The 15068-nt window shown below is 69.9% G+C and carries 13 protein-coding genes and 2 pseudogenes; 7 read left to right on the top strand and 8 right to left on the bottom strand.

Features of this window, described 5'->3' with window-relative positions; all coding sequences use genetic code 11:
- Positions 1–17 precede the first annotated feature (17 nt).
- Positions 18–1175, bottom strand: coding sequence for a glycosyltransferase family 4 protein (locus tag MCHUDSM44219_RS24185; protein WP_048420818.1), 1158 nt, complete (start codon positions 1173–1175; stop codon positions 18–20).
- A gap of 36 nt (positions 1176–1211) precedes the next feature.
- Here MCHUDSM44219_RS24185 and MCHUDSM44219_RS24180 point away from each other — a divergent pair, with 36 nt between their 5' ends.
- Both MCHUDSM44219_RS24180 and MCHUDSM44219_RS24175 read left to right on the top strand, forming a co-directional pair.
- Positions 1212–1979 (top strand): class I SAM-dependent methyltransferase, encoded by a 768-nt coding sequence (locus MCHUDSM44219_RS24180; protein WP_048420817.1) that lies wholly within the window; start codon positions 1212–1214, stop codon positions 1977–1979.
- A gap of 55 nt (positions 1980–2034) precedes the next feature.
- A complete protein-coding gene (locus tag MCHUDSM44219_RS24175; protein WP_048420816.1) occupies positions 2035–3507 on the top strand; it encodes an aldehyde dehydrogenase in 1473 nt (490 codons plus the stop codon).
- Positions 3508–3591: 84 nt separating this feature from the next.
- On the opposite strand, the gene MCHUDSM44219_RS24170 is transcribed toward MCHUDSM44219_RS24175, so the two are convergent.
- The 4 genes from MCHUDSM44219_RS24170 to MCHUDSM44219_RS24155 are packed head-to-tail and all read right to left on the bottom strand — an operon-like array spanning position 3592 to position 7355.
- Positions 3592–3987 (bottom strand): YybH family protein, encoded by a 396-nt coding sequence (locus tag MCHUDSM44219_RS24170; RefSeq protein WP_048420815.1) that lies wholly within the window; start codon positions 3985–3987, stop codon positions 3592–3594.
- A 43-nt stretch (positions 3988–4030) separates the two neighbouring features.
- Positions 4031–5866, bottom strand: coding sequence for an acyl-CoA dehydrogenase (locus tag MCHUDSM44219_RS24165; protein ID WP_048420814.1), 1836 nt, complete (start codon positions 5864–5866; stop codon positions 4031–4033).
- 33 nt (positions 5867–5899) lie between these two features.
- A complete protein-coding gene (locus tag MCHUDSM44219_RS24160; RefSeq protein ID WP_048420813.1) occupies positions 5900–6421 on the bottom strand; it encodes a dihydrofolate reductase family protein in 522 nt (173 codons plus the stop codon).
- A gap of 1 nt (position 6422) precedes the next feature.
- A complete protein-coding gene (locus MCHUDSM44219_RS24155; RefSeq protein ID WP_048420812.1) occupies positions 6423–7355 on the bottom strand; it encodes a helix-turn-helix domain-containing protein in 933 nt (310 codons plus the stop codon).
- A gap of 230 nt (positions 7356–7585) precedes the next feature.
- Here MCHUDSM44219_RS24155 and MCHUDSM44219_RS24150 point away from each other — a divergent pair, with 230 nt between their 5' ends.
- The 3 genes and pseudogenes from MCHUDSM44219_RS24150 to MCHUDSM44219_RS29215 all read left to right on the top strand — a co-directional run.
- Complete coding sequence (locus MCHUDSM44219_RS24150; RefSeq protein WP_048420811.1) at positions 7586–8278, top strand: SDR family oxidoreductase; 693 nt, start codon at positions 7586–7588, stop codon at positions 8276–8278.
- 114 nt (positions 8279–8392) lie between these two features.
- Positions 8393–9184: a 1-acyl-sn-glycerol-3-phosphate acyltransferase gene (locus MCHUDSM44219_RS24145; RefSeq protein ID WP_413783644.1), complete on the top strand. Its 792-nt coding sequence runs from the start codon at positions 8393–8395 to the stop codon at positions 9182–9184.
- Positions 9184–9819 (top strand): annotated as a pseudogene (locus MCHUDSM44219_RS29215) (AMP-binding protein); the annotation flags it as partial. The gene MCHUDSM44219_RS24145 and the pseudogene MCHUDSM44219_RS29215, both read left to right, overlap by 1 nt.
- On the opposite strand, the pseudogene MCHUDSM44219_RS31340 reads toward MCHUDSM44219_RS29215, so the two are convergent.
- A pseudogene (locus tag MCHUDSM44219_RS31340) lies at positions 9804–9944 on the bottom strand (YggT family protein); the annotation flags it as partial. The pseudogenes MCHUDSM44219_RS29215 and MCHUDSM44219_RS31340 overlap by 16 nt on opposite strands.
- Positions 9945–10013: 69 nt before the next feature.
- Here MCHUDSM44219_RS31340 and MCHUDSM44219_RS29210 point away from each other — a divergent pair.
- Both MCHUDSM44219_RS29210 and MCHUDSM44219_RS24135 read left to right on the top strand, forming a co-directional pair.
- On the top strand, positions 10014–11025 hold a 1012-nt coding region (locus MCHUDSM44219_RS29210; protein WP_157868787.1), incomplete at its 5' end, for an AMP-binding protein.
- 11 nt (positions 11026–11036) lie between these two features.
- The gene (locus tag MCHUDSM44219_RS24135; protein WP_048420809.1) at positions 11037–12290 is read left to right on the top strand and encodes an alpha/beta hydrolase; all 1254 of its coding nucleotides are present in this window, start codon (positions 11037–11039) and stop codon (positions 12288–12290) included.
- 75 nt (positions 12291–12365) lie between these two features.
- Here MCHUDSM44219_RS24135 and MCHUDSM44219_RS24130 read toward each other — a convergent pair whose 3' ends face one another.
- Positions 12366–13784, bottom strand: a complete 1419-nt coding sequence (locus tag MCHUDSM44219_RS24130) for a WS/DGAT/MGAT family O-acyltransferase (protein WP_048420808.1) — start codon at positions 13782–13784, stop codon at positions 12366–12368.
- Positions 13785–13809: 25 nt separating this feature from the next.
- Positions 13810–15033: an alpha/beta hydrolase gene (locus MCHUDSM44219_RS24125; RefSeq protein ID WP_048420807.1), complete on the bottom strand. Its 1224-nt coding sequence runs from the start codon at positions 15031–15033 to the stop codon at positions 13810–13812.
- Positions 15034–15068: the final 35 nt, after the last annotated feature.

The following is a 15068-nucleotide window of genomic DNA, read 5'->3' as shown; positions in this document are numbered from 1 at the left end:
GGCAAGGTTGCGCAGCGTCAGACCAGGCCGCTGGTGCGGCGGCCGGCTCGCACGGCGTCGAGGACCTCACGCATCGCGTCGGCACTCTGATCCCAGGAGAACTCCCCGCTGCGCACCTGCGCTTTGGCGCCGAGCTGGTCGCGCAGCACCGGGTCGGTGAGCAGCCGGTGCAGGCCGTCGACCAGATCCTCGGCGTCGTCGACCAGGATCCCGGTGACTCCGTCGACGACGGAATCGGACAGCCCGCCCGAGGACCGGTATCCGATCGTGGGCACGCCGTGCTGGGCGGCCTCGACCACGGCCAGCCCCCAGCCCTCCTTGCGCGACGGCAGCACGTTCACCCAGCTACGTTGCAGCACAGCGTGTTTGGTGACGTCGTCGACGTGACCGTGGAAGGTGACGGCGTCGGCGATGCCGAGGCGCTCGGCGTGGTCGACCAGGCGCTGCGCCCACCACCCGCCGCCCACGACGTCGAGGTGCAGCTCGGGGATCCGCGGGCGCAACCGGGCGACGGCGTCGAGCGCGTCCTCGATCTGCTTGTGCGGCACCAGCCGGGAGAGCACGACGACGCGGGGGGTCGGCGACCGCGGCGCGGTCAGGCTGGCCTGCGGCGCGGCGTCGACGCCGTTGCGCACCACCGCGACGTGGTCGGCCCGCACCCCGAGTTCGGTCAGATCCCGCGCCGAGGGCAGCGACACCGTCACGTACTGGTTGCGCCGGTGCAGCCGCGGCGACAGCCGGGATTCGACGAACCAGCCGATGCGGCTCTTCACCGGCCCGGCCACCGGCCACTGCTCACGGTGGCAGTGGTGCACCAGCACGACGGCGCGCCGGCCGTAGGCCAACCGGGCCAGGAACGGCAGCCCGTTCTGGGTGTCGACGACGACGTCGGGCCGCACGTGCCGCAGCGGGCCCACCCCCACGCGGGCCGCGACCATCGCCAACCCGGCGCGCACGTACACCGAGTAGGGCCCGCCCCGGCGCTGGATCTCGACCCCGTCGACGACCTCGCGCCGCGCCGACCCGTCGTAGCGCGCCGTGCGCAGTGTGACGCGGACTCCGGAGCGCGCCAGGTGGGCGCCGATGCGCTGCAGGTAGGTCTCGCTGCCGCCGCCCTGCGGGTGGCCGGTGTCGCGCCAGCACAGCAGCAACACGGAGTTCAGGGGGGCGGACATCGGTGTTCAGACTAGCGCTGTGCCTAGGGTGACCGGGTGGTCGCTACGGATCTGTTCGCCCAACGGGCGACGCTGGCGCGCTCGCTGCGGTTGCTCTCGGCGTTCCGCTTCGAGCAGAGCGATCCCGACCGTTTCTACGGCGCGCTCGCCGACGACACCGTCGCGCTCGTCGCCGACCTGTGGGCCGGTGCGACCGGCACCGATCCGGCCGACCTGACCGTGCTCGACGTCGGCGGCGGCCCCGGCTACTTCGCGTCGGCGTTCACCGACGCCGGGATGCGCTACCTCGGGGTCGAACCCGACCCGCGGGAGATGCACGCTGCGGCGCCGCGCACCCACCGGCGCGCGGGCACGTTCGTCCGCGCCTCCGGGATGGCGCTGCCGTTCGCCGACGGCAGCGTCGACGTCTGTCTTTCCTCCAACGTCGCCGAACACGTCGCGCAGCCGTGGCGGCTCGGCGCGGAGATGCTGCGCGTCACCCGGCCCGGCGGGCTGGCGATCCTGTCGTACACGGTGTGGCTGGGGCCGTTCGGCGGCCACGAGATGGGGCTGACCCACTACCTGGGCGGCCGGCGCGCCGCCGACCGGTACGCCCGTCGGCACGGCCATCGACCCAAGAACGACTACGGCTCGTCGTTGTTCGCCGTGCACGCCCGCGACGGGCTGCGGTGGGCGGCGGGCACCGGCGCGCTGGTCGCCGCTTTTCCCCGCTACCACCCGCGATGGGCCTGGAACCTGACGAAGGTGCCCGGGCTGCGGGAATTCACGGTGAGCAACCTGGTGCTGGTGTTGTCCCCGCCCTGAATCCGCGAACTGCAACAGGTTCTACTTCCGCCGGATCGTAGGTAATGTGACGTCCATGACACAGAGCACGGCGTTCAAGACCGAATGGGACAAGCTGTTCATCGGCGGCAAGTGGGTCGAGCCGGCCACCTCCGACGTGATCGAGGTGCACTCCCCCGCCACCGGTGAGCTGGTCGGCAAGGTTCCGCTGGCGAGCGCCGCCGACGTCGACGCCGCCTGCGCGGCCGCCCGCAAGGCGTTCGACGAGGGCCCGTGGCCGCAGATGTCGCCCGCCGAGCGCGGCGAGGTGCTGGCGCGGGCGGTCAAGATCCTCGAGGAGCGGGCCGAGGAGCTGAAGTTCCTGCTCGCCGCGGAGACCGGGCAGCCGCCGACGATCGTCGACATGATGCAGTACGGCGCCGCGATGTCGGCGTTCCAGTTCTTCGCGGGCGCGGCCGACAAGTTCACCTGGCAGGAGATCCGCGACGGCATCTACGGCCAGACGCTGGTGGTGCGCGAGCCGATCGGTGTCGTCGGCGCCGTCACCGCCTGGAACGTTCCGTTCTTCCTGGCCGCCAACAAGCTGGGCCCCGCACTGCTGGCCGGCTGCACGATCGTGCTCAAGCCCGCCGCCGAGACCCCGCTGTCGGTGTTCGCGATGGCCGAGGCGTTCGCCGAGGCCGGGCTGCCCGAGGGCGTGCTGTCGATCGTGCCCGGCGGCCCGGAGACCGGCCGCGCGCTGACCGCCAACCCGGAGCTGGACAAGTTCACGTTCACCGGCTCGTCCGCGGTGGGCAAGGAGATCGCCAAGATCGCCGCCGAGAAGCTGAAGCCGTGCACGCTGGAGCTGGGCGGCAAATCGGCGGCGATCATCCTCGAGGACGCCGACCTCGACTCCACGCTGCCGATGCTGGTGTTCTCGGGGCTGATGAACTCCGGGCAGGCCTGCGTCGGGCAGACCCGCATCCTGGCGCCGCGCTCGCGCTACGACGAGGTCGTCGAGAAACTCTCGGCCGCGGTGTCCGGGATGCTGCCCGGCTTGCCCACCGACCCCGCCGCGATGATCGGCCCGCTGATCAGCGAGAAGCAGCGCGAGCGCGTGGAGGGCTACATCAAGAAGGGTGTCGAGGAGGGCGCGCGCGTCGTCGTCGGCGGGGAGCGCCCCGAGGGCCTGGACAGCGGCTGGTACGTGCAGCCGACCGTGTTCGCCGACGTCGACAACTCGATGACGATCGCCCAGGAGGAGATCTTCGGGCCGGTGCTCGCGGTGATCCCTTACGAGGACGAGGACGACGCGGTGCGCATCGCCAACGACTCCGTGTACGGGCTGGCCGGGTCGGTGTACACCACCGACAACGAGAAGGCGCTCAAGATCGCCCGCCGGATCCGCACCGGCACCTACGCGGTGAACATGTACGCGTTCGACCCGGGCGCCCCGTTCGGCGGGTACAAGAACTCGGGCATCGGCCGCGAGAACGGCACCGAGGGCATCGAGGCGTACTGCGAGCCGAAGTCGATCCTGCTGCCGTTCGGCTACACCCCGTCCTGACCCCTCTGATCGCGCGCCAAATGCACGGTTTCTGACGGATTTCCAGCGATTTCCGTCAGAAACCGTACGTTCGGCGTCGCGCAGTCAGGCCGTGTGCGGCATCGAGTGGTGCTCGTGGGCGATCACCCACGCACCGTCGACCTTGCGTAACCCGAACGTGCTGCGCAGCCGCTTCTCGGGATGGGCGGCGATATCCTCCGGCATGCCGGCGCGGAACAGGGCGTGCGCGTAGGCGACGGTCTCGCCGGCGGTGACGTCGAGCCGGACCAGTTCCAGCACGGCGCCCCCGGCGATCCACTCGAAGAACTCCGGCCACGTGGCGCGGTAGCCGTCGATGCCGTACACCCCGTCGTAGGGGACCGGCACGTCGAACAGCACGATGTCGTCGGTGTGCGCGGCGGCGACGCCGTCGAGGTCACGGGCGCGGATCGCGCCCAACCAGCGGTCGAGCACGTCGCGGATGGCGGTTTCGTCGGTCATGCGGGTGCAGACCGGGAGCGGACCCGCAAGTCATCGCCGCGGGCTAGAACGCCGACTCCGGCACGTCCATGGCCGTCAGGTCGACCGCTTCGAGGATGGCCCGGCGCGACGTCAGCCCGGGCAGCATGTTCTTGGCGAAGAACATCGCGGTGGCCACCTTGCCGGTGTAGAAGTCGCGGTCGCGCGGGCTCACGTCGCCGTCGAGCGCGGTCAGCGCGATCTCGGCCTGGTGCAGCAGCAGCCAGCCGAGCAGCAGGTCACCGACCGCGAGCAGGAACGGCACCGACTCCAGACCCACCCGGTAGAGCTCGCGCGGGTTCTCCTGCGAGTCGATCAGGTATTTCGTCATCGCCGCGACCATGGCCTGCACGTCGGCGACCGCGGTGGACAGCAGCGCCCGGCCGTCGGCGAGCTCGGGACGCGCCGCGCCGTCGTCGAGGAACGCCCGGATCTGCGTGACGACGTGCAGCAGCGCCCCGCCCTGGTCCCGCGCGATCTTGCGGAAGAAGAAGTCCTGCGCCTGGATCGCCGTGGTGCCCTCGTACAACGAATCGATCTTGGCATCGCGGATGTACTGCTCGATCGGATAGTCCTGCAGGAAGCCCGATCCTCCGAGGGTCTGCAGTGACTCGGTCAGGCACTGGTACGCCCGTTCCGAACCCACGCCCTTGACCACCGGCAGCAGCAGGTCGTTGACGCGGTCGGCCATCTCGGCGTCGGCGCCCGAAACCACCGCGGCCACCGCCGGATCCTGATGGGCGGCGGTGTACAGGTACAGCGCGCGCAGCCCCTCGGCGTAGGCCTTCTGCGTGAGCAGCGCCCGGCGCACGTCGGGGTGGTGGATGATCGTCACCCGCGGTGCGGTCTTGTCGGTCATCTGGGTCAGGTCGGCACCCTGCACGCGGCTCTTGGCGTACTCGAGCGCGTTCAGGTAGCCGGTCGACAGTGTCGCGATCGCCTTGGTGCCCACCATCATTCGCGCGTACTCGATCACCTTGAACATCTGCGCGATGCCGTTGTGGGTGTCGTTGACCAGCCAGCCGACCGCTGGGGCGCCGTGCTGGCCGAACGTCAGTTCACAGGTCGCCGACGCCTTGAGCCCCATCTTGTGCTCGAGCCCGGTGACGTACACGCCGTTGCGCTCCCCGAGCTCGCCGGTCTCGGGATCGAAGTGGTACTTCGGCACGATGAACAGGCTCAGGCCCTTGGTGCCGGGTCCGGCGCCCTCGGGCCGGGCCAGCACCACGTGGATGATGTTCTCGAACAGGTCGTCGCCGTCGCCGTTGGTGATGAACCGCTTGACGCCGTCGATGTGCCAGGTGCCGTCGGGCTGCTCGACGGCCTTGGTGCGACCCGATCCGACGTCGGAGCCGGCGTCGGGTTCGGTGAGCACCATCGTCGCGCCCCAGTCCCGCTCGATCATCAGCGACGCCCAATGCCGTTGCTGCTCATTGCCGATCGCGTAGAGGATGTCGGCCATCTTCGGGCCGGCCGAGTAGAGGAACACCGCGGGCTGGGCGCCGAGGGCGAACTCGTTGACCGCCCACTCGACCATCGCCGGGACCGGCACGCCGCCGATGTCCTCCACCATGCCGACGCGCGACCATTCGCCGTCGCGCCAGGCCCGGAAGGTCTTCTTGAACGGCTCGGGGATGCTGACGACGTGCGTGCCGGGGTCGAAGGTCGGCGGCCGCCGGTCGGTCTCGGCGAACGCCTCGGACAGAGGCCCCTCGGCGAGCTTGGCCGCCTCGTGCAGCATCTGACGCACGGACTCGCCGTCGAGGTCGCCGAAGTCGCCCGTGGCGAGCACCTTCTCCAGTGCCAGCGTCTCGAACAGGCCGAACTCGATGTCGCGGACGTTGCTGCGGTAATGCCCCATGGTGGGCCAGACTATGCCGCCGGGCCGCGCCCGTCAGGCTTTACGCCAGTGTGCGCAGACGAAGGCGGCGTTGCGGGCCGTGGCGACCAGTTCCCATTCGGAGCGCACCGGCAGCACCGGGGAACCCGCCCCGAGCGTGCACGGCGCGTAGGACACGATCATCTCGTCGACCAGGCCGGCGCCGACGAACTGCGCGGCCACCTTTCCGCCGCCGACCACCCAGACGTGCCGGTCCCCGGCCGCGTCGCGCAGCGTCGGGAACAACTGCGTCGCCTCACCCGCGAACGTGTGCACGGGGTGCTCCGCGGCCACGATCTGCGGACGGTGCGTCATCACCCACGACGGCTGGTCGTACATCCACGCGCCGGGGTGGTTCGTGAGGATCCACTCGTAGGTGTCGGCGCCCATCACCAGCGCGCCGACCGAGGCCAGGAACGGGTCGATGGCGAACGGTCCGTTGGCGTCGATGTCACGGGTGACCAGCCACTGCAGGCTCGCGTGCTCGTCGGCGACGTAGCCGTCGAGGCTCGCGGCGGTGTAGTAGACGCAGGCCATGTCAGGTCCCTCTCATCCAGTCCAGCGGGTCACCGCGGCCGGTGTCGACGCCGTGCTCGGCGAGCATCGCGCGGGTGAGTTCGCGTCGGTGCGCGGAGTAGGTCAGCACGTGCGCGACGATCCCGTACAGCGGGAACGACTCGGGGGGTTCGCAGAGCGCGTCGATCACGGTGTCGCCGAGCCGGCCGGCTGTCGTGTGGTCGGCGATCGTTGTGCGCCAACGCTTTCCGATCTCGTCGTGGAACGCCGTCAGCGCGTCGGCGTCGACCAGGTCAGGACTCGTCGAGGTCCGCGCCGGGAAGTCCTCCCCGGCGATGGTGGCCAGCCAGACCTGCTTGGTCCAGACGATCGCGCCCAGCACGGCCCCGACGCTGGGTTCGGGCCCGTCCCAGTCGAGCACCGTCTGGGCCGGGCGGATCGGCGCCGTCCACTGCTGCGGTGTCAGCCGGGCCGCCCGGCTCAGGAGATGCGCGGTGTCGGCGAGGTCGTGGTCGATCATCAGCGCGGTCACATCGGACACCGGGGCGGTACTGCGGGCACTGTCCAGCCACAGCGACTGTGGCGGGTGGAAGTGCAGCCCGTTCGGCGCGGGCAGCCGGAAGTGCACGGCGGCGGCCTCCGACGGCGGGCATCCGAAGGTCCGGCGGAAGGCCCGGGAGAACACCTCGGCCGAGGACCAGCCCTCCGCGGCGGCGACGGCCGACACCGGTTCACCGCGCTGGAGCCGCCAGGCCGCCCGCTCGAGCATGATGCGACGCCGCAGCGCCGCGGGGGATTCGCCGGTGAGCCGGCGCACCTCCCGGGAGAAGTGGAATTCCGAGGCGTGGCTGCTGCGCGCCATCGCACCGACAACCCTCTTTCCCGAGCCGTCGCCTACGTCGGTCACCGCGTCGAGGAGTTCGCGAAGCCGATCGCGCCCCGATGGGTCCGTCACGCGTCCGAGTATCGCCGCCGCCGCGGCCCGGGACCATGACAATTCCTGCTGCGATCCAGCCGGCCGCGGCCCGAAACACACTATGGCGGAATCCCCGACCAGGTTCCGCCATAGTGAGCATGAACCTACCGTCGCGCGGGACACACCGCTGGCTTTCGGCCGGCGGGACTATCGGACCCGCCCTCTGCGTTCAGAAAGCTATACCCAGCGTCGCCCCGGAGGAGGATGACATGACCACCGACCACATCACCGCGCTCGTCACCGGCGCCAACCGCGGGCTCGGCCGCCGCTTCGCCGAGCAGCTCCTCGAACGCGGCGCCACCGTGTACGCCGCCGCGCGCCGCCCCGAGACCATCGACCTGCCCGGGGCGATCCCGCTGCAGCTCGACATCACCGATCCCGAATCGGTGCGCCGCGCCGCCGAGACCGCGCACGACGTGACCGTGCTGATCAACAACGCCGGTGTCTCCACTCGCGCCGGACTGCTCGACGGCCCGATCGACGACATCCGGCTGGAGATGGAGACGCACTACTTCGGAACGCTGGCCATGGTGCGCGCGTTCGCGCCCGTCATCGAACGCAACATCGCCGAAGGGGGTGGCGGCTCGATCCTCAACGTGCTGTCGGTGCTGTCCTGGGCGCACGTGCCCACCAGCGGCGCCTACGCCGCCGCGAAGGCCGCCGGTTGGGCCCTCACCGACGCCGTGCGCACGGAGCTGGCCCCGCGCGGCATCCACGTCGCGGCGCTGCACGTCGGCTACATGGACACCGACATGGTCAGCTACATCCCGGCCGATCAGAAGACCGATCCCGCGGTGGTGGCGGGCCTGGCTCTCGACGGCCTGTTCGCCGGCAAGCCGGAGATCCTCGGCGACGAACTGACCCGCAACGTCAAGGCGCACCTGTCCGACGCCCCGCAGTGACAGGATGGTCGGCACAGCGCCGGCCACACCTTGGGTAGACTGGCCAAAACTAGAACACGTTCCAGTCCGACGTCCGTCTCTACCAGGGGGCCTTCCGTGAGCTCGACCGACATCATGCCGTCCGAGATCACCAAGTGGGATCCCGTGCTCACCGAACGGGTGATGGGGCTGCTGCGACCGTTCCTGAAGGGCTATCACCGCGCCGAGGTCCGCGGCCTCGACACCTTCCCGGCCGGCGGCGCGCTGGTGGTGGCCAACCACTCCGGCGGACTGCTGCCGATGGACGTGCCGGTGTTCGCCAGCGGCTTCTACGAGGAGTTCGGCTACGACCGGCCGGTGTACACGCTCAGCCACGACCTGCTGATGGTCGGCCCCAGTGGTGCGTTCCTGAAGAAGACCGGCTTCATCCCCGCCAACCACCACAACGCCGACGAGGCGCTGCGCTCCGGTGGGGTCGTGGTGGTGTTCCCCGGCGGCGACTACGACGTCTACCGGCCGACGCTGGCGGCCAACAAGATCGACTTCGGCGGCCGCACCGGCTACATCAAGGCCGCGCTGAACGCCGGGGTGCCGATCGTGCCGACCGTCGGCATCGGCGGCCAGGAGAGCCAGCTGTTCCTCAGCCGCGGCACCGACGTGGCCAAGGCGCTCGGCCCGATCGCGCGGGCGTTCCGCACCAAGATCCTGCCCGTCTCGTTCGGCTTCCCGTTCGGGCTGTCGGTCGTGCTGCCGGTCAACGTGCCTCTGCCCACCAAGATCACCATGCAGGCGCTGCCGCCCATCGACATCGTCGCCCAGTTCGGGGAGAACCCCGACATCGACGAGGTCGACGCCCACATCCGGCACGTGATGCAGCGCGCGCTCGACGACCTCGCCGCGCAGCGCCGGCTGCCGGTGCTGGGCTGATGGGCATCGCCGACCCGATCACCGGCACCGTCGGCCTGCTCTCGACGCTGACGCGCGCGGGCCTCATCGCGCCGATGCGGCCCGACAAGTACCTGCGCATCGTCGGCGCGATGCAGCGCGAGAACATGGCCGTCACATCGGGATTCGCCGCGGCCGCCCAGCGCTGCGGTGACCGCGCCGGGCTGATCGACGAGATCGGCATCCTGACCTGGCGACAGATCGACCGCCGCGCCGACGCGCTGGCCGCCGCGCTGCAGGCGCTGCCCGGCGGGCAGCCCGATGTCGTGGCGTTGATGGCGCGCAACCACCGCGGCTTCGTGGACACGCTGATCGCCGCCAACCGGATCGGCGCCGACGTGCTGCTGCTCAACACGTCGTTCGCGGGCCCGGCGCTGGCCGAGGTCGTGGCGCGCGAAGGCGAGGGCCGCTCCCTCGTCCTGATCTACGACGAGGAGTTCGGCGACACCGTCGATCGTGCGCTGCAGGGGCGCCCCGAGACGCCGCGCATCGTCGCGTGGACCGACACCGACGGCCACGAGCTCACCGTCGAGCAGCTCATCGACGCCCACGCCGGGCAGGAGCCGCGCCGCGCCACCGAGCGGAGCCGGACGATTCTGCTGACCTCGGGCACCACCACGGTCGCGCCCCGCGGATGCCACTCCCGGCTGAACGACCGGATGAACTCGACCACGACCCGGGCGATCAGCAGGAGCCAGAACACGAACAGCGCGAAACCGAGGATTTCAAAGAACAGCCCCAACGGAAGGTGACCTCACTCAGGCGATGTGACGGGAATGCCGGCCGCGATGTCGGTCGGCGCCGCCAGCCNGACCGTCGTGATCCGCGACGGCAAGCTCGTGGGCGCCACCCTCGTCGGCGACGTCTCGAAGGTGTCGTTCCTGGACCGGACGCCGTGGCGGGCCGAGCAGCCCGTGGTCGTCGTCGCGCCGATGTTCCACGCGTGGGGGTTCTCCCAGCTGGTGTTCGCGGCGTCGATGGCGTGCACCGTGATCACCCGCCGCAAGTTCGATCCCGAGGCGACGCTGGATCTGGTGGACCGGCACCGCGCCACCGGGCTGTGCGTCGTGCCGGTGATGTTCGACCGGATCATGGAACTTCCCGACGAGGTACTGGACCGCTACAGCGGACGGTCGCTGCGGTTCGCGGCGGCGTCCGGATCGCGGATGCGCCCCGACGTCGTCATCCGGTTCATGGACCGGTTCGGCGACGTCATCTACAACAACTACAACGCCACCGAGGCCGGCATGATCGCCACCGCGACGCCACGCGATCTGCGGGCCGCCCCCGACACTGCGGGCCGGCCGGCCGAGGGCACCGAGATCCGGATCCTCGACGGTGATTTCCACGACGTGCCGACCGGTCAGACCGGTGCGATCTACGTGCGCAACAAGACCCAGTTCGACGGCTACACCTCCGGTGCGACCAAGGACTTCCACGACGGCTTCATGTCCTCCGGGGACGTGGGATATCTCGACGGGGACGGCCGGCTGTTCGTCGTCGGCCGCGACGACGAGATGATCGTCTCGGGCGGCGAGAATGTCTACCCGATCGAGGTGGAGAAGACGCTGACCGCGCATCCGGACGTCGCGGAGGCTGCGGTGCTCGGCGCCGACGACGAGAAGTTCGGTCAGCGCCTGGTGGCCTTCGTGGTTTTGACCCCCGGCGCCACGGCTACCCCGGACTCGCTCAAGCAGCACGTGCGAGACAACCTGGCCAACTACAAAGTGCCGCGCCAGATCACGATCCTCGACGAACTGCCCCGCAGCATCACCGGCAAGATCTCCCGTAAGGAATTGCAGGACCGCATAGATCATGATTAAAGCGGTAGACCATGATTAAGCGCCGACCCGTGCTGCGCGCCGTCGCCGAACTGCTCAACGCCGCCAACGGCGTCCGGCCACTGGCCCGTGAGGGTTACCCCACCATTCCCGTCTTCGCCTTCGGCTGGCCGACCTCGGAGATGTCCGCGCTGTACCTGGCCGGTTCGATGGCCGACGCGGTGCGGCGCGGCATCCGCGGTGACTTCCGGGGCACCCGCGGGCGAATCGCCCTGGCACTGACTGCCGTTGCGTGGGCGTTGCTGGGAGTGATCCACCGCCGCAACGCCTCCTCGCAGCCGCACTTCGAGGACCCGTTGCGCGTGGCGCTGGGCGCGGACTACCAGGAGATCGCCGAGAAGGCGAAGGCAAAGCGCCGCCGACGCATCGGGATCCCGCCCAACGACCTGATCCGGCGCCGCTACGTCGAGAAGGCCGGCACCGTGCAGTACGGCCCGCACGGCGGTGCCAACCGCGCCGACATCTGGCGCCGCGCCGACCTGACTCGGGACGGGAAAGCACCGGTGCTGCTTCAGGTTCCGGGTGGTGCGTGGTCGATCGGTATGCGGCGGCCGCAGGCCTATCCGCTGCTCAGCCATCTGGCCGACCACGGCTGGGTGTGCGTGTCGATCGACTACCGGGTCAGCCCGCGCAACACGTGGCCGGACCACATCATCGACGTCAAGCGGGCGCTGGCCTGGATCAAGGAGAACATCGCCGAGTACGGCGGCGATCCCGACTTCGTGGCGATCTCCGGCGGTTCGGCCGGCGGCCACCTGTCGGCGCTGGCCGCGCTGACCCCCGACGATCCGTTGTTCCAGCCCGGGTTCGAGGACGCCGACACGTCGGTCGTGGCGGCAGTGCCGGTCTACGGCCGCTACGACTGGGTCACGGTGCACGGCAACGGCCGTCGGGAGTTCATCGCGTTCCTGCAGAAGTTCGTCGTCAAGTTGCCGTTCCGGTCGAACCGCGCCGTCTACCTGGACGCCTCACCGATCCACCGGCTGCGCCCCGACGCGCCGCCGTTCTTCGTCCTGCACGGCCGCGACGACTCGATCATCCCGGTGCCCGAGGGCCGCGAGTTCGCCGAAGCGCTGCGCGAGGTGTCGACGTCGCCGGTGGTGTATGCCGAGATCCCGCACGCCCAGCACGCTTTCGACTTCTACTACGGCTCGCCGCGGGCGCACTACACCGCGCAGGCGGTCGAGGAGTTCTTGTCCTGGGTGCAGGCCACCCGCCAGGCGGCGCCTCGCGAACAGGCCGGCTAGGGCACCACTTTCCGTCGAAACTGTATTCCACGCGCCGATTTCGCGGTTCAGGCCGCGTGGAATACAGTTTCGGCGCTAGGGCGCCATCGCGGTCTCGACGACGGTCAGTTCCTCGGGAAGCCCTGCGGCGCGCCGGATCTCGATGAAGGCCTCGACCATCGCGTCGGTCAGCTCGTGCGGGTCCCCCAGCGTCTTGCCGTCGGCCAGCACCGAGATGTTGAGCTGCTCGACGTAGCTCCACACGGTGATGTTCAGTCCGCTGCCCGCGGTCAACGGCCCGACCGAGTAGATCTCGGTCACCAGCGCGCCACCGACGCGTGCCCGCTCCCGCGGACCGGGCACGTTGGAGATCGGCAGGTTCATCACCTTGTTCTGGCCGTCCTTGGTCGACAGCCACCGGAACATCGCCTCGGCGGGGGCGGGCGGGAAGTACGCCGACCACTGGCTGACCAGTTCGGGGCCCAGCAGCGTGTTGCTCTCCTTGCCGGCGGCCGCCGAGTCGTGCGCGACCCGCACCCGCTCCAGCGGGTCCTCGATCTCGACGGGAAGGCTGACCAACACGCCGGTGAAGTAGTTGCCCGAGATCCGGTCCGGAGAGAAGTCGAAGCTGACCGGAACCGACGCGAGCAGCGGATGATCGGCGTGACCGTCGTACTGCAGCAACAGTTTTCGCAGCGCGCCCGCCGAGATCGACAGCACCATGTCGTTGATGGTGACACCGAGGTGCTTGGCCGTCTGCTTGACGTCGTCGAGCGCGAGGGTCGCGGTGGCGAACCGGCGGGTGGCGTCGAGCATGTGGTTCATGAACGTGGGCGGCGGCGTGAACGGACGGGTCAGTTCGGGCGAGAGCTTGTGCGGGCTCTGCCGGACCCGGCGCACACCCTGCGCGGTGTAGCGGACCACCGACGGGAACCGGGCGATCTGGCGCAGGTGATCGGTGAACGCGGTGCGCACCAGTTCACCTCGCGACGGGGCGGGATCGGTGGCGTAGGAGTCGCGGTCGATCTGCGGCCCGTCCTGCAGATCCATGCCCCGGGCAAGCAGATTCGCGGAGGCGACGCCGTCGGCCAAGGCGTGGTGGATCTTGCCCAGCACCGCGATCCGGCCACCCGCCAGGCCCTCGATCAGGTACATCTCCCACAGCGGGCGACTGCGGTCCAGCGGGGTGCTCGCCAGCCGGCCGACCGCCTCGTCGAGCTGGCGGCGGCCGCCCGGGGCGTCGACGCGGTAGGGCCGCACGTGGTAGTCGAGGTCGACCTCGGCGTTCTCCCGCCACATCGGATGGTGGAACTTGAACGGGATGTCGATGAGCTCGTAGCGGAACGGATCGAGCTTGTAGAGCCTGCTGTGCAGGACCTTTCGCAGCTCCTCGACGCCGAACGTCGCCCCGCCCAGACCGTCGAGCTCGATCACCGCCAACTTCAGCGTGTGCATGTGGACGTTGGGGGTCTCGCTGTAGAGAAGAACAGCGTCCCACCCGCGAAGCCTCTTCACAGCCCGCACCTCTCCTCGGAGGTGTCTATATAACCTCTTTGGCCCCGATGAGGCTGCGGTTTCGATGTATGTGGTTGAGGAACAAGCCGATTGCGGTCGACGCCGCGCCGGTGCGGGCCCCGTCGGTCATGTCGAAGCCGTGTCCGGCGCCGGGCAGCTCGACGTAGCTGACCACCGAGCGCGACACCTCCTTCAACCGGTCGACGAAGCTGCGGGCCTGCGCCACTGGGATCACGCTGTCGCCGGTGCCGTGCAGCACCAGGAACGGCGGCGCTTCGGCGTGCACCCGGGCGATCGGGGAGGCCTTGTGGAACACGTCGGGATGCTTGGCGATCTTGCGCCGCACCACTACCCGCTCCAGGAAGTCGACGAAGCGGACGCGCTCGACCGTCGAACGGTCCTCCCAGTCGTAGCGCCCGTAGATCCCGATGACGGCGTCGACCGACGTGTCGGACCCCTCGGGCAGTTCGCACTGCATCTCCGGGTCGTTGGCGGTCAGGCCCGCCAGCGCCGCGAGGTGTCCGCCCGCCGAGGTGCCGGCGACCGCCACGAAGTCACGGTCGCCGCCGAATTTGTCGACGTTGGCGCGCGCCCAGGCGATCGCGGTCTTGACGTCGGTGATGTGCGCCGGCCACGGATGGTGCGGGGCCACCCGGTAGTCGATGGACAGGCACACCCAGCCCATCTCGGCCAGGTGGGACATCAGGGCATAGCCCTGCAGCATGCGGCTTCCGTGCACCCACGCCCCGCCGGGCACGAACAGCAGCACCGGCGCCGGCTGGTCGGGCAGGTCGTCGCGACGCCAGACGTCGAGCAGCTGGGTCGGCCGCGGACCGTAGCGCACCGAGGTGCGGTGCACATGGCGCCGGTGTTCGCGCATCTTCCACACCGGCGGAACCCGCTCGGCGGCCGGCCAGTCGATCTCGAGATCCTTCGCCGACACCACGCCGCGCAGCGCGGCCTGGGTGACCTCGTTGGTGCAGTCCCGTTCGCGCTGCTTGAGCTCGGCGTCGTTGGGCGCCATCAGCGACTTGACGGTGGAGTTCAGGAAATCCGGCGCGTGCCGGGCACCCCAGATTCCGGCGGCCGTGAGTGCGCCGAGCGGCTCCAGGTGCTTGCCGATCACCGGCAGCGACGCGGTGGCCACACTGGCGGCCAGCATGTAGTCGCTGGGACCGGCCTTGAGCAACCACTGCAAACGCGTGGTCAGCGTGGGCCCGGGGTACCGGATATCCGGCCGTTCCGTCATGGCGCTTACCGTACCCCGCAGTTCAGAACCGAAAC

Source organism: Mycolicibacterium chubuense, assembly GCF_001044255.1.
Classification (GTDB): domain Bacteria; phylum Actinomycetota; class Actinomycetes; order Mycobacteriales; family Mycobacteriaceae; genus Mycobacterium; species Mycobacterium chubuense.
Note: the sequence above shows the minus strand (reverse complement) of the source record. Positions and strands in the feature narration are given on the sequence as shown.

Excerpts from the sequence above, each read along its gene's own strand:
- MCHUDSM44219_RS24185 (WP_048420818.1), bottom strand. The coding sequence starts at position 1,175 with ATGTCCGCCCCCCTGAACTCCGTGTTGCTGCTGTGCTGGCGCGACACC.
- MCHUDSM44219_RS24175 (WP_048420816.1), top strand. The coding sequence starts at position 2,035 with ATGACACAGAGCACGGCGTTCAAGACCGAATGGGACAAGCTGTTCATC.
- MCHUDSM44219_RS24170 (WP_048420815.1), bottom strand. The coding sequence starts at position 3,987 with ATGACCGACGAAACCGCCATCCGCGACGTGCTCGACCGCTGGTTGGGC.
- MCHUDSM44219_RS24165 (WP_048420814.1), bottom strand. The coding sequence starts at position 5,866 with ATGGGGCATTACCGCAGCAACGTCCGCGACATCGAGTTCGGCCTGTTC.
- MCHUDSM44219_RS24160 (WP_048420813.1), bottom strand. The coding sequence starts at position 6,421 with ATGGCCTGCGTCTACTACACCGCCGCGAGCCTCGACGGCTACGTCGCC.
- MCHUDSM44219_RS24150 (WP_048420811.1), top strand. The coding sequence starts at position 7,586 with ATGACCACCGACCACATCACCGCGCTCGTCACCGGCGCCAACCGCGGG.
- MCHUDSM44219_RS24145 (WP_413783644.1), top strand. The coding sequence starts at position 8,393 with ATGCCGTCCGAGATCACCAAGTGGGATCCCGTGCTCACCGAACGGGTG.
- MCHUDSM44219_RS24135 (WP_048420809.1), top strand. The coding sequence starts at position 11,037 with ATGATTAAGCGCCGACCCGTGCTGCGCGCCGTCGCCGAACTGCTCAAC.
- MCHUDSM44219_RS24125 (WP_048420807.1), bottom strand. The coding sequence starts at position 15,033 with ATGACGGAACGGCCGGATATCCGGTACCCCGGGCCCACGCTGACCACG.